Source organism: Microbacterium sp. CFBP9023, assembly GCF_034045055.1.
Taxonomy (GTDB): domain Bacteria; phylum Actinomycetota; class Actinomycetes; order Actinomycetales; family Microbacteriaceae; genus Microbacterium.
The window spans coordinates 821,162-833,886 of record NZ_JAXCWI010000002.1; the positions used below are offsets into that span (position 1 = coordinate 821,162).

The following is a 12,725-nucleotide window of genomic DNA, read 5'->3' on the forward strand; positions in this document are numbered from 1 at the left end:
CGGATGCCGCAGCATCCGCCCCCTTCGTATCGTTCAGCAGGTGACTCAGAAGTCCCAGTCGTCGTCTTCCGTCGCCTCGGCCTTGCCGATGACGTACGACGATCCCGATCCAGAGAAGAAGTCGTGGTTCTCGTCGGCGTTCGGCGAGAGAGCCGACAGGATCGCCGGGTTCACGTTCGTGACGGTCGAGGGGAACATCGCTTCGTAGCCGAGGTTCATCAGCGCCTTGTTGGCGTTGTAGTGCAGGAACTTCTTGACGTCCTCGGTCAGGCCGACGCCGTCGTAGAGGTCCTGCGTGTACTGCACCTCGTTGTCGTAGAGCTCGAACAGCAGGTTGAAGGTGTAGTCCTTCAGCTCCTGGCGGCGCTCCTCGGTCTCCTTCTCGAGACCCTTCTGGAACTTGTAGCCGATGTAGTACCCGTGCACGGCCTCGTCACGGATGATGAGGCGGATCAGGTCGGCCGTGTTCGTGAGCTTCGCCTTCGACGACCAGTAGATCGGCAGGTAGAAGCCCGAGTAGAACAGGAACGACTCGAGCAGCGTCGAGGCGACCTTGCGCTTGAGCGGGTCGTCGCCCTGGTAGTAGTCCATGATGATCTGAGCCTTCTTCTGAAGGTTCGGGTTCTCGGTGGACCAGCGGAACGCCTCATCGATCTCCTTCGTCGACGCGAGCGTCGAGAAGATCGAGGAGTAGCTCTTCGCGTGCACAGACTCCATGAACGCGATGTTCGTGTACACGGCCTCTTCGTGAGGCGTGATCGCGTCGGGGATCAGCGAGACGGCGCCGACGGTGCCCTGGATCGTGTCGAGCAGCGTCAGACCGGTGAACACGCGCATGGTGAGCAGCTGCTCATCGGGCGTGAGCGTGTTCCACGACTGGACGTCGTTCGACAGCGGCACCTTCTCAGGCAGCCAGAAGTTGTTCACCAGGCGGTTCCAGACCTCGAGGTCCTTGTCGTCCTGGATGCGGTTCCAGTTGATCGCCTGAACCTCATTGACAAGCTGAAGTTTCTGCCCTGTCATTCTTTCCTCATTTCGTCCTGTGCATTCTGACGGTCATCGACGCAGCATGCGCACGTGTCCTTGAACACGCCTTTGTTTGAGTGATACCTGGTGTGCGCGCTTCGCCTGCTGGATGGCATCGGCTTGCCTGCGCGGGTCATCGACATCTTGAGTCGAGTCTCGACGCTCGCGGATTTTCCGAAGTTGGGATTCAACTCGCCTTTCCGCATCTCGGAGAGCCTCGCTTTTGCCTGCTCGGACATCCGATGTCCGAACTTCGGATGCTCGGGTCCGAACTTCGCGAAGTTCGGATTCCTCTCCCCAGCGTTCATGCCTTTGCGCTGAGCGGACCAACTGGCTCGCTGCTCGTCGGAACGTCGAGTCCCCCAGCTCGGATGATCCGGACCGGAGCCTATATCCGGTCGTTTCCTTCCTCGCGATCGCTGACCCGCGGCTTCACGCTGTGCCTCTGTCCAGACGTGCCCTTGAGGTCCCAGGCCGCCGTCAGAAAGGTTCAGTAGCCGATGGCCCTCTGCTCGCAGCTTCGCAATCCAGCTCTGCTCGGCGAGACCCAAAGCCTCAAGTTGGCTGCCCATCACTATCTCAACGGGTTCGAAATACACCTCTTCTTGCTCTGAATCGCGCGCACGGATCCAGTCGTAAAAAGGTGTTCTCTTCCCCGCCCGCGCAGATTTCAGGTGCTGCCTGCTGCGAACTCCCACGGACTTCGTTGTCATGCCGACATACCGATACTCGGGCGAATCGTAGCGGCGGACCGCGTAAACGAGACCGATGATCGGCCATCCGCCTACGCGATCCCTCAATTCCAGCATGATCATCTCTCGCCGATTACAGCATGCAGCTGACGCATTCCGCCATGTCGGTGCCCTCGAGCGCCATCTGACGCAGACGGATGTAGTAGATCGTCTTGATGCCCTTGCGCCATGCGTAGATCTGAGCCTTGTTGATGTCACGCGTCGTGGCGGTGTCCTTGAAGAACAGCGTCAGCGACAGGCCCTGGTCGACGTGCTGGGTGGCGGCGGCGTAGGTGTCGATGACCTTCTCGTAGCCGATCTCGTACGCGTCCTGGTAGTACTCCAGGTTGTCGTTCGTCATGAACGGCGCCGGGTAGTAGACGCGGCCGAGCTTGCCTTCCTTGCGGATCTCGATCTTCGACGCGATCGGGTGGATCGACGACGTCGAGTTGTTGATGTACGAGATCGAGCCGGTCGGGGGCACCGCCTGCAGGTTCTGGTTGTAGATGCCGTGCTCCTGGATCGACGCCTTCAGCGCCACCCAGTCCTCCTGCGTCGGGATGTGCTTGCCCGCGAAGAGCTCCTTGACCTTCTCGGTCTCGGGAACCCAGGCGCGCTCGATGTACTTGTCGAAGAACTCCCCCGACGCGTAGGTCGAGTCCTCGAAGCCGTCGAAGGCCTGCTTGCGCTCGATCGCGATGTTGTTCGAGGCGCGCAGCGCGTGGAACAGCACCGTGTAGAAGTAGATGTTCGTGAAGTCGATGCCCTCTTCGGAGCCGTAGTGCACGTGCTCGCGGGCGAGGTAGCCGTGCAGGTTCATCTGGCCGAGGCCGATCGCGTGCGAACGGTCGTTGCCGTCCTCGATCGAGCGGACCGAGCGGATGTGGCTCTGGTCGCTCACCGCGCTCAGCGCACGGATCGCGGTCTCGACCGTCTGGCCCAGGTCATCGGCATCCATCGACAGCGCGATGTTCATCGAGCCGAGGTTGCAGGAGATGTCCTTGCCGATCTGGTCGTACGACAGGTCGTCGTTGTACGTGGTCGGCGTGTTCACCTGCAGGATCTCGCTGCAGAGGTTGGACATGTTGATGCGGCCCTTGATCGGGTTGGCCTTGTTCACCGTGTCCTCGAACATGATGTACGGGTAGCCCGACTCGAACTGGATCTCGGCGATCGTCTGGAAGAACTCGCGCGCGTTGATCTTCGTCTTCTTGATGCGCGGGTCGTCGACCATCTCGCGGTACTTCTCGGTGACCGAGATGTCGCCGAAGGGGACGCCGTAGACCTTCTCGACGTCGTACGGCGAGAAGAGGTACATGTCCTCGCCGTTCTTCGCCAGCTCGAACGTGATGTCGGGCACGACGACGCCGAGCGACAGCGTCTTGATGCGGATCTTCTCGTCGGCGTTCTCACGCTTGGTGTCGAGGAAGCGCATGATGTCGGGGTGGTGTGCGTTGAGGTACACCGCACCCGCACCCTGACGTGCACCGAGCTGGTTGGCGTAGCTGAAGCTGTCTTCGAGGAGCTTCATCACGGGGATGATGCCCGAGGACTGGTTCTCGATCTGCTTGATCGGCGCACCGGCCTCACGGATGTTCGAGAGCAGCAGCGCCACTCCGCCGCCGCGCTTGGAGAGCTGGAGGGCGGAGTTGATGCCGCGGGCGATCGACTCCATGTTGTCCTCGATGCGCAGCAGGAAGCAGCTGACGAGCTCGCCGCGCTGGGCCTTGCCCGAGTTGAGGAAGGTCGGGGTCGCGGGCTGGAAGCGGCCGGAGATGATCTCCTCGACCAGTGCGACGGCGAGCTGCTCGTCGCCGCCGGCGAGGCCGAGGGCCGTCATCACGACGCGGTCCTCGAAGCGCTCGAGGTAGCGCTTGCCGTCGAACGTCTTGAGCGTGTAGCTCGTGTAGTACTTGAAGGCGCCGAGGAACGTCTCGAAGCGGAACTTCTTGCCGTAGGCGAGGTCATTGAGCTTCTGGATGAACTCGAGCGAGTACTGCTCGATCACGGCCGGCTCGTAGTACTCCTTCTCGACGAGGTAGTCGAGGCGCTCCTTGAGCGAGTGGAAGAACACCGTGTTCTGGTTGACGTGCTGCAGGAAGTACTCGCGCGCCGCCCGCTTGTCGGCGTCGAACTGGATCTTGCCGTTCGCGTCGTACAGGTTCAGCATCGCGTTGAGGGCGTGATAGTCCAGGCCCTCGTAGGTCGGGTTCATCTTGAACGCCACCGTATCCGTCACTGAGTCGGCTCCTGCCTGCTCGTCAACTGCGGTACCCACCGTCGCTCCAATCCGTCGCTCACGCGATCTACATCGTCTTGTGTGCCGAAGATCTCGAGCCGATACAAGTGAGGCACGTTGCACTTGCGGCTGATGATGTCACCGGCGAGACAGAACGAGTCGCCGAAGTTGGTGTTGCCCGCCGAGATGACTCCGCGGATGTGACGCCGGTTGCGCTCGTCGTTGAGGAACCGGATGACCTGCTTGGGCACCGCGCCTCGTTCGACGCCGCGCCCCTCACCCCCGCCATAGGTGGGGGTGACCAGCACGAAGGGCTCGTCGACGACGAGTTCTTCCTGCTGTCGGAGAAGGGGAATGCGTCGGGCCGGGAGCCCGAGCTTCTCGACGAAGCGCGCGGTGTTACCCGAGGCGCTCGAGAAGTAGACCAGGAGCGGCGCGGCGGTCGCGACGGCGCTCATGGCGGATCACGCCAGACGCGAGGCGAGCTCGTCGATCTTGTCGGGGCGGAAGCCCGACCAGTGACCCTCGTCGGTGACGACGACGGGTGCCTGCATGTAGCCGAGCGCCTTGACCTGCTCGAGCGCCGTGGCGTCCTCCGACAGGTCGAGGATCTCGTACTCGATGCCCTTGGCGTCGAGCGCGCGGTAGGTGGCGTTGCACTGAACGCAGGACGGCTTCGTGTAGACCGTGATCGACATCTTTTCGCTTCCCCTCACATCTCTGGCCTGCATCTGAATCAGGCTGCTTTCCGGTAGACCCTCACCGGGATCTCAATACTACATATAGGTACGGACATTCAGGGTGACCACTAGGGGTAGTAGTTACATACGTGTAGTTTTCCACCGCTCTCCACTGTTACAACACAGGTTCTCCACCGTTTCTTCCACAGGCACAGCCCCCTTGACAGTGCCTCCGAACCGCGAGAAATCGCGGCTGGGAACGACCTGTGAGAGATCCATCCACAGGGGGGACGATACGGCCGACCTCGGACATCGGATTTTCTGTGGAAACTCGGTTTGGGCGTGTCGCGGCGTGTCGCAGAGGAGCCGCTTGGACCCGCGTCCGCGCCTCCCGGTAGCGTTGACCCGTGGCGGGATATCGGGACCTTCTTCGCACGCCCGGAGTGGCGCGCATGATCGCTGCACAGCTGACCGCTCGCTTCCCCAACGGGATGACCTCGCTCGCGATCCTGCTGCACGTCGAGCAGCAGACCGGGTCATACGGCTCGGCGGGCCTCGTGCTCGCCGCGACGAGCGTCGGGCAGGCCGTCGCCGGCCCGATCACGAGTCGGTGGATGGGCGCCTGGGGCATGCGCCGCGTGCTCACCCTGACGCTCAGCGTCTGCGTCGTCGCCGTGCTGGGGCTCGCGCTCCTCCCCCTCAGCATCCCCGGCTACATGATCCTGGGCATGATCGCCGGCCTCTCGACCCCGCCGGTGCAGGCCGCCGTGCGCACCATCTATCCGAAGCTCGTGAACTCGAAGCAGCTCACTCCGCTGTTCTCCCTCGATGCCTCGCTGCAGGAGATCATCTGGGTCATCGCGCCCGTCGTGATCACCCTCGTCTCGACCCAGGTCGGCACCGCCGAGGGTCTCCTGCTCGTCGCCGTCGTGCTGGTGGGCGGCGGGGCGTGGTTCATCCTCTCGCCCGAGGTCGGTCGCGTGCGCATCCCCCGCAGCCGCAACGCCCTCGGCAAGGTCGTCCTCAAGCCGCCCGTGCTGCTCGCCACCGTCATCGGGTTCCTCCTCATTGGCGCCTGCTCCGCCGTCGAGGTCGGCGTCGTCGCCACGTTCGAGCACGGCAGCCTCGCCGCCGGCCTCGTGCTCGCCGTCTTCTCGGTCGGCAGCCTCGCCGGCGGACTCGCGTTCGGACACATCCCCATCGGCCCCTGGGCCATGGCCCGCCGTCTCGCGATCGTCACCGTCGGCCTGGCGCTCACCATGTTCTCCCTCAACGTGTTCTGGCTCGGCGGCACGCTGGTCCTCGCCGGCATCGGCATCGCGCCGGCCCTCGCCGTGCTGTTCGCCATCACGACCGCAAGCGTGAAGTTCAGCGAGACCGCCGAGGCGTTCGGCTGGGCGGGCACGGGACAGCTCATCGGTGCCGCGGCGGGCTCGGCGGTCGCCGGCTTCCTGGTCGACGCGACGGATCCGCGCGGCGCGTACCTCGCCGCGACACTGTTCGCCGCAGCCGGCCTCGTCGTCTCGATCGTCTTCGTCCGCTCCTTCCCCGACCTGCGCCATCGCGACGCGAGTCCCCACCCCGACACCGAACCCCTGGCGGTCACCCCTTCATGAGCTCTGCCCCCTCCCCCGCATCCGCCGCCCCCGAGGTCGTCTGCATCGGCGAGTCCATGGGACTCGTCACCGCTCTCGGAGCCCCGCTCGCCGAGACCGAGACGGCTGCGCTCGGTCTGGCGGGAGCCGAGGGCAACGTCGCGGTCGGGCTCGTGTCGGCAGGGCACCGCGCCGCGTGGGCCTCACGCCTCGGTGACGACCCGATCGGCGTGCGCATCTCGACCGAGCTCGAGCGGCGCGGCGTCGACCTCTGGGTGACGACGGATGCGGATGCTCCCACCGGCGTCATGTTCAAGGACCCCGGCGTGGAGTCGTCGTCGGTCTACTACTACCGGCGCGGGTCGGCCGCCTCGCTGATGGCACCGGGGTTCCTCGACGTCGCTCAGCTCGCCGGCGTCCGCATCGTGCACACCACGGGCATCACCCCGGCGCTCTCGCCGTCCTGCCGCGCGATGGTCGATCAGCTGTTCGTCGACGCTCGCGCCGCCGGCGCCCTCGTGTCCTTCGACGTCAATGATCGCCGCGCACTGTGGACGATGCAGGATGCCGCCGACACCCTCGCCCGCCTCGCGGACGCCGCCGACATCGCCTTCGTCGGACGCGACGAGGCCGAGCGCATCTGGGGCACCGCGACCGCCGCCGAGATCCGCACCCGTCTGCCGCACTGCGGGCTGCTCATCGTCAAGGACGGCGACGTCGGGGCGACCGCGTTCCTCGGCGACGACGAGCCGGTGTTCGTGCCCGCTCCCCGTGTCGAGGTCGTCGAGCCGGTCGGCGCCGGAGACGCGTTCGCGGCCGGGTTCCTCGCCGCGACCCTCGACGGCGCAGATCTGTCGGAACGGCTGTCCGCGGGCCACACCGCCGCGGCCCGCGTGCTGACGACGCACGGCGACCTGCCGCCCCTCGACTGAGCTCCGCAGGCCTCACCGCCGCGAGCCGGTCGTAGGCTTGCTGCATGCCCGCACCGCTCACGCTGCCCCGCATCTCCTGGGGCGACCCGGCATCCGATCGTCGCGTTCTCCTCGTGCACGGGCTCGGCTCGTCCGCGGCTCTCATGTGGCGCGTCGGCTCCGACCTCGCCGACGCCGGATGGCATGCGACCGCCGTCGATCTGCGTGGCCACGGCGACGCCCCGCGCGCCCTCGACTACTCGGTCGCCGCCTACGCGGCAGACCTCGCCACCACGACGCCCGACGGAGGGGGACCCTGGGATGCCGTCGTCGGCCACTCGCTCGGCGGGGCCTCCAGCACGGCGGCGGCGGCATCCGCTCCCGAGTGGACGCGCCGACTCGTGCTGCTCGATCCGGCGATCCTCGTCGGCGGCCGGGATGCCGCGATCGTCCGCAGGAGCCAGGAGCGCGCCTTCGCCGACAACAGGGTGGAGCTGGTGCGGCAGGAGCATCCGCACTGGCACCCGCAGGACTGGGAGCTGAAGGTCGACGCGGTGCACCGCGCGAGCGCCTGGGCGGTCGAGCAGACGAGTGCGCAGAACACTCCGTGGGACGTCACTGCGGATGCCGCCCGGCTGACCGTTCCCACCCATGTGATCGCCTCGGATCCCGCGGTCTACAGCATCTTCACCGGCGAGGTCGCGGCCGGCGTCCTCGCCTCCAACCCCCTCGTCACGATGTCGGTCGTCGAGGGCGCCGGGCACTCGCTGCACCGCGACAAGCCCGAAGAGACCGTCCGACAGCTGAGAGAGGCACTCGCGTGAGCACCTTCGATCCGACCGCCTACCTTCCCGACGACCTTCTCGAGCGCATCCGCGAGCGGGCCCCGATCCACGACCGCGAGAACACGTTCCCCGAGCAGGACCTCGATGAGCTCCGCGACGCGGGATATCTGTCGATCCTCGTGCCCGCCGAACGCGGGGGCGCGGGGCTCGGCCTCGCCGAGGCGGCGATCCTGCAGCAGCGTCTCGCGACCGCCGCTCCCGCCACGGCGCTCGCGATCAACATGCACCTGGTGTGGACCGGCGTCGCGAAGGTCTTCTCCGACCGCGGCGTGCCGGGTCTCGAGTTCGTGCAGGACGGCGCGGTCGCGGGCGAGGTCTTCGCCTTCGGAATCAGCGAGGGCGGCAACGACCTGGTGCTGTTCGGGAGCGACACCGAGGCCGCGCCCACCGCCGACGGAGGCTACGCGTTCACTGGCACGAAGATCTTCACCTCGCTCGCGCCCGTATGGACGAGGCTCGGGCTGCACGGCCTCGACACGACGAGCGCCGACGCTCCGAAGCTGGTCTTCGCCTTCGTCGACCGCACCGACGCGGTCGTCACGGGCGACGACTGGGACACCCTCGGCATGCGGGGCACCCAGAGCCGCACGACGCGTCTCGACGGAGCCGTGGCGGATGCCGCGCACGTGGTGCGTCGCATCGATCCGGGCCCGAACCCCGACCCCATCGTCTTCGGGATCTTCTCCGTCTTCGAGATCCTGCTCGCCTCCGTCTACACGGGCATCGCACGCCGTGCCCTCGACCTCGCGGTGCTCACCGCGCAGATGCGCCGTTCGAAGAAGACGGGTGCGACGTACAGCCAGGATCCCGACATCCGCTGGCGCATCGCCGACATGGGCCTCGCGTACGACGCGCTCCCGCCGCAGATCGCGGTGCTCGCCCGCGATGTCGATGAGAAGGTCGACAACGGCGCTCGGTGGTTCACCCTGCTGTCGGGCGTCAAGCACCGGGCGATCACGATGTCGAAGCACGTCGTCGATCAGGCGATGCTCGTCGCCGGCGGCGGCTCATACTTCTCGTCGAACGAGCTGTCGCGTCTCTACCGGGACGTCCTCGCGGGCGCATTCCATCCCTCCGATCCCGAATCGGCGCATTCCACTGCGGCGAGCGCCTGGCTCGGACCCCTCGAGGCATAAGCGCGATATTCTGCGGTTTCACCCCTGAGGCTCTGCCGATTCTGCGGAATCAGTTGAAGACCGGCCGCTGCGGTGCGAGGATCGCATCATGGCGTCCTCGAAGAAGCACCCCCCACTGGACGATGTCGCGAAGACGATCATCGAACTGCTGCAGGAGGACGGGCGACGCTCGTACTCCGACATCGGGCGAGAGGTGGGGCTCAGCGAAGCCGCCGTCCGCCAGCGCGTGCAGCGGCTCACCGAGTCCGGCGTGATGCAGATCGTCGCAGTGACCGATCCGATGCAGCTCGGCTTCCCCCGGCAGGCCATGATCGGCGTCCGCGTCTCGGGCGACACGAGGGTCGTGGCCGAGGCCATCGCCGAGATCGCCGCCATCGACTACGTCGTCATCACCGTCGGCTCGTTCGACATCCTCGCCGAGGTCGTCTGCGAGGACGACGAGGACCTCCTCGCCCTCATCAACGATCACATCCGCCCGATCGACGGTGTCCTGTCGACCGAGACCTTCATCTACGCCAAGCTGCAGAAGCAGCTCTACAACTGGGGGACCAGATGAGCACGCAACGCCCGACACCGTCCGAGTCCGAACTCCAGACCATGGCCAAGGACCACCTGTGGATGCACTTCACACGGCAGTCCACGATGGAGAAGAGCGGCGTCCCGATCATCGTCAAGGGCGACGGTCACCGCATCTGGGACTCGAAGGGCAAGGAGTACTTCGACGGCCTCGCCGGACTCTTCGTCGTCAACGCCGGCCACGGCCGCCGTCGCCTCGCCGAGGCCGCGGCGAAGCAGGCTTCCGAGCTGTCGTTCTTCCCGCTGTGGTCGTATGCGCACCCGGCGGCCATCGAGCTCGCCGACCGACTCGCGGCCGAGGCGCCCGGCGACCTGAACCGCGTGTTCTTCTCGACGGGCGGCGGCGAGGCGGTCGAGACCGCGTTCAAGCTCGCGAAGCACTACTGGAAGCTGATGGGCAAGCCCACCAAGCACAAGGTCATCTCGCGATCGGTCGCCTATCACGGCACCCCTCAGGGCGCACTGGCCATCACCGGCATCCCGGCGATGAAGTCCATGTTCGAGCCCGTCACCCCGGGTGGGTTCCGCGTGCCGAACACCAACTTCTACCGCGCGGCCGAGATGGGCGGCCCGAGCGACGACCTCGAGGCCTTCGGCCGCTGGGCCGCCGACCGCATCGAGGAGATGATCCTGTTCGAGGGCGCCGACACGGTCGCCGCGGTCTTCCTCGAGCCGGTGCAGAACTCGGGCGGATGCTTCCCGCCTCCTCCCGGATACTTCGCCAGGGTGCGCGAGATCTGCGACCGCCACGACGTGCTGCTCGTATCGGACGAGGTCATCTGCGCGTTCGGTCGCCTGGGCCACACCTTCGCGTGCACGGGCCTCGGCTACGTGCCCGACATGATCACGTGCGCCAAGGGCATGACGAGCGGCTACTCGCCCATCGGCGCGACCGTCATCAGCGACCGGATCTACGAGCCGTTCTCGAAGGGCGACGTGTCGTTCCCGCACGGCTACACGTTCGGCGGGCATCCGGTCTCGGCGGCCGTGGCCCTCGAGAACCTCGCGATCTTCGACGAGGAGGGGCTCAACGAGCACGTGCGCGAGAACTCGCCCCTGTTCCGCGCCGAGCTCGAGAAGCTCCTCGACATCCCGATCGTGGGCGATGTGCGCGGAGACGGCTACTTCTTCGGCATCGAGCTCGTGAAGGACAAGGCGACGCGGGAGACCTTCGACGACGACGAGTCCGAGCGGCTGCTGCGCGGCTTCCTCTCCCCCGCCCTGTTCGAGGCCGGGCTCTACTGCCGTGCCGACGACCGCGGCGACCCCGTGATCCAGCTCGCACCGCCGCTGACGGTGGGACCCGCGGAGTTCCGTCAGATCGAGCAGATCCTGCGGAGCGTGCTCACCGACGCCCAGTCGGTGCTCTGACTCAGTCGGTCACCGCGGTGCGCCGCCTCGCGAGGAGCGCGAGGTGGAGCGCCGCGATCGTCTCGCCGTCGTCGAGGTCGGCACCGAGCAGATCGCCGATCAGCGTGAGGCGCTGATAGAACACCGACCGCGACAGGTGACTCGCGGCGGCCGCCGCCGAGCGGTTGCCCGGGTGTGCGACGAGAGCCGCGAGCACGGCGAGCAGGTCGCCGCGACGCTCTCGGTCGTGACGGATCAGCGGCGCCAGCATCCGCTCGCTGTGCTCGTGCAGTCGGTGATCGTCGCGCAGCGTGGCGACGAGCCTCTCGAGCGGGCGATCGTCGACCCGCCGCACTCTGGCCCCCGCCTCGGCACGGTCGCTGTCGGCGAGGTCGCGCGCGGCGCGCAGCGAGCCGAGCAGTCCGACGACGTCATCGGCGACCGGGCCGACGAACACCGCGCGGTCGGGACCGGCGATGCGCAGCACGACCTCGTCGGACAGCACTGCGGTTGCCGGAAGCGAGAGCAGAGCGACGTCGTCGCCCTCGACCCTGGCCGCCATGACGGCGAACCCCGCCTGCCGTGCGCGATACGCGAGCTCGCTGATCGACGCCGACCCTCGGGCGACGATCCCGTGGCACTGCCGGTCGGCGAGGGCGAAACCGCCGGCACGCAGCCGCGCGTCGATGTCGTCGGCCTTCGCGAAGCGCGCCCCCAGCAGATCATCGATCACCGTGCGCTGCGCGAGCAGCGACCATTCGGTGTCGCCGCCGTCGGCGATGCAGCCGAACGCGAGGGCCGTCGCCCCCTGTTCGAGCACCGTGACCCGCCCGGCGGGGTGAGCCGGTCCCGGCTGGGCGAGCAGCGTGCCCCAGCGCACTCCCCGCGCCTGCACCGGCACCCGCTCGGCGTCGCCACGCGAGCTCAGGACGTCGGCGATCGGAGAGTCGAGCCCCTCGACCGCGATCACCTCACCCGCGAGGTTCTCCAGGATCACCGGTGCGCGCAGCGCCCGCGCGGTCTCGGACACCACGACATCGGCCGGCGCGCCCTGCAGGCTCAGCGCGGTGAAGAGCTCGTGCAGGTGCTGCCGCTCGTGCAGCGCGTGCGTCTGCGCGGCGATGAGTGCGTGATGCACCGCCTCGGTCACCGCGACGAACTTGACCTCTCGGGTCAACGCGATGAGCGCCAGTCCGGCCGTCGCACACAGGTCGACCAGCGGCTGGGGAACCGCCTCCCGGGCTGTGCCGAGCTCGAACACGATGCCGGCGATGCCCGCGCGGTGCAGGCTGGTCGCGAAGTCCCGCAGCTGCTCGACGTCGCTCGGCCACCCGGCGCCCGTGGTCAGCAGCAGTTCGCCGCCGTCGAGAAGCCGCGCGACGTCCGGGCTGTCGGAGACATGCACCCACCGCACGGCGACATCGAGAGCGGCGCCGCCGACGAGCACGGACGGGCCGCCCTGTTGCACGGCGGGCTCGGAGAGCACGTCGGAGACGCTGAGAAACGTGCTGCCGTCCGGACGTTCTGTCCGACCCAGCTCGAAGTCGCTACGTTCTGACACCTGTTCGCCCTCTCGTGCTCTGTGATCATGGGAGAGAACCCAGCGTATCGCTGCTCGGTCAGAGTGTTCGATACG

12 protein-coding genes are annotated in these 12,725 nt (G+C 66.9%); 6 read left to right on the forward strand and 6 right to left on the reverse strand.

Translation table 11 applies throughout. The annotated features are described in order from the left end of the window. Positions 1-45 precede the first annotated feature (45 nt). Genes nrdF through nrdH form a run of 5 tightly spaced genes read right to left on the reverse strand, consistent with a single transcriptional unit; the run spans position 46 to position 4,694 of the window. The gene (gene nrdF, locus SOM10_RS14540; RefSeq protein WP_053097786.1) at positions 46-1,023 is read right to left on the reverse strand and encodes a class 1b ribonucleoside-diphosphate reductase subunit beta; all 978 of its coding nucleotides are present in this window, start codon (positions 1,021-1,023) and stop codon (positions 46-48) included. Beyond that, complete coding sequence (locus tag SOM10_RS14545; RefSeq protein ID WP_320490712.1) at positions 1,020-1,841, reverse strand: NUMOD3 domain-containing DNA-binding protein; 822 nt, start codon at positions 1,839-1,841, stop codon at positions 1,020-1,022. The genes nrdF and SOM10_RS14545 overlap by 4 nt, the downstream gene beginning before the upstream one ends. Positions 1,842-1,851: 10 nt before the next feature. Then, positions 1,852-3,972, reverse strand: a complete 2,121-nt coding sequence (nrdE, locus tag SOM10_RS14550) for a class 1b ribonucleoside-diphosphate reductase subunit alpha (protein ID WP_053099256.1) — start codon at positions 3,970-3,972, stop codon at positions 1,852-1,854. A gap of 20 nt (positions 3,973-3,992) precedes the next feature. Continuing rightward, a complete protein-coding gene (gene nrdI / locus SOM10_RS14555; protein ID WP_053097788.1) occupies positions 3,993-4,454 on the reverse strand; it encodes a class Ib ribonucleoside-diphosphate reductase assembly flavoprotein NrdI in 462 nt (153 codons plus the stop codon). A 6-nt stretch (positions 4,455-4,460) separates the two neighbouring features. Next, positions 4,461-4,694, reverse strand: coding sequence for a glutaredoxin-like protein NrdH (nrdH, locus tag SOM10_RS14560; RefSeq protein ID WP_042537838.1), 234 nt, complete (start codon positions 4,692-4,694; stop codon positions 4,461-4,463). Positions 4,695-5,083: 389 nt separating this feature from the next. On the opposite strand from nrdH, the gene SOM10_RS14565 reads away from it, so the two are divergent. The 6 genes from SOM10_RS14565 to SOM10_RS14590 all read left to right on the forward strand — a co-directional run bounded on the left by SOM10_RS14565 (position 5,084) and on the right by SOM10_RS14590 (position 11,110). After that, entirely contained in the window at positions 5,084-6,292 is a 1,209-nt protein-coding gene (locus SOM10_RS14565) for an MFS transporter (protein WP_187250725.1), read from the forward strand. Next, positions 6,289-7,203 (forward strand): sugar kinase, encoded by a 915-nt coding sequence (locus tag SOM10_RS14570; RefSeq protein ID WP_320490713.1) that lies wholly within the window; start codon positions 6,289-6,291, stop codon positions 7,201-7,203. Before SOM10_RS14565 ends, SOM10_RS14570 begins: the two co-directional genes overlap by 4 nt. A 44-nt stretch (positions 7,204-7,247) precedes the next feature. Continuing rightward, entirely contained in the window at positions 7,248-8,006 is a 759-nt protein-coding gene (locus tag SOM10_RS14575; RefSeq protein WP_285364336.1) for an alpha/beta fold hydrolase, read from the forward strand. Beyond that, entirely contained in the window at positions 8,003-9,163 is a 1,161-nt protein-coding gene (locus SOM10_RS14580; RefSeq protein WP_320490714.1) for an acyl-CoA dehydrogenase family protein, read from the forward strand. Before SOM10_RS14575 ends, SOM10_RS14580 begins: the two co-directional genes overlap by 4 nt. 88 nt (positions 9,164-9,251) lie before the next feature. After that, positions 9,252-9,719 (forward strand): Lrp/AsnC family transcriptional regulator, encoded by a 468-nt coding sequence (locus tag SOM10_RS14585; protein ID WP_053097793.1) that lies wholly within the window; start codon positions 9,252-9,254, stop codon positions 9,717-9,719. Further along, positions 9,716-11,110: an aspartate aminotransferase family protein gene (locus SOM10_RS14590; protein WP_320490715.1), complete on the forward strand. Its 1,395-nt coding sequence runs from the start codon at positions 9,716-9,718 to the stop codon at positions 11,108-11,110. The genes SOM10_RS14585 and SOM10_RS14590 overlap by 4 nt, the downstream gene beginning before the upstream one ends. A 1-nt stretch (position 11,111) precedes the next feature. Here SOM10_RS14590 and SOM10_RS14595 read toward each other — a convergent pair whose 3' ends face one another. Next, a complete protein-coding gene (locus SOM10_RS14595; protein WP_320490716.1) occupies positions 11,112-12,650 on the reverse strand; it encodes a PucR family transcriptional regulator ligand-binding domain-containing protein in 1,539 nt (512 codons plus the stop codon). Between the last annotated feature and the right edge of the window lie 75 nt (positions 12,651-12,725).

Bases quoted from the DNA above. Each gene is read 5' to 3' on its own strand.
- SOM10_RS14575 (WP_285364336.1), top strand. From the start codon at position 7,248: ATGCCCGCACCGCTCACGCTGCCCCGCATCTCCTGGGGCGACCCGGCA.
- SOM10_RS14585 (WP_053097793.1), top strand. From the start codon at position 9,252: ATGGCGTCCTCGAAGAAGCACCCCCCACTGGACGATGTCGCGAAGACG.
- SOM10_RS14590 (WP_320490715.1), top strand. From the start codon at position 9,716: ATGAGCACGCAACGCCCGACACCGTCCGAGTCCGAACTCCAGACCATG.
- SOM10_RS14545 (WP_320490712.1), bottom strand. From the start codon at position 1,841: ATGATCATGCTGGAATTGAGGGATCGCGTAGGCGGATGGCCGATCATC.
- SOM10_RS14570 (WP_320490713.1), top strand. From the start codon at position 6,289: ATGAGCTCTGCCCCCTCCCCCGCATCCGCCGCCCCCGAGGTCGTCTGC.
- nrdF (WP_053097786.1), bottom strand. From the start codon at position 1,023: ATGACAGGGCAGAAACTTCAGCTTGTCAATGAGGTTCAGGCGATCAAC.
- nrdH (WP_042537838.1), bottom strand. From the start codon at position 4,694: ATGTCGATCACGGTCTACACGAAGCCGTCCTGCGTTCAGTGCAACGCC.
- nrdI (WP_053097788.1), bottom strand. From the start codon at position 4,454: ATGAGCGCCGTCGCGACCGCCGCGCCGCTCCTGGTCTACTTCTCGAGC.
- nrdE (WP_053099256.1), bottom strand. From the start codon at position 3,972: ATGAACCCGACCTACGAGGGCCTGGACTATCACGCCCTCAACGCGATG.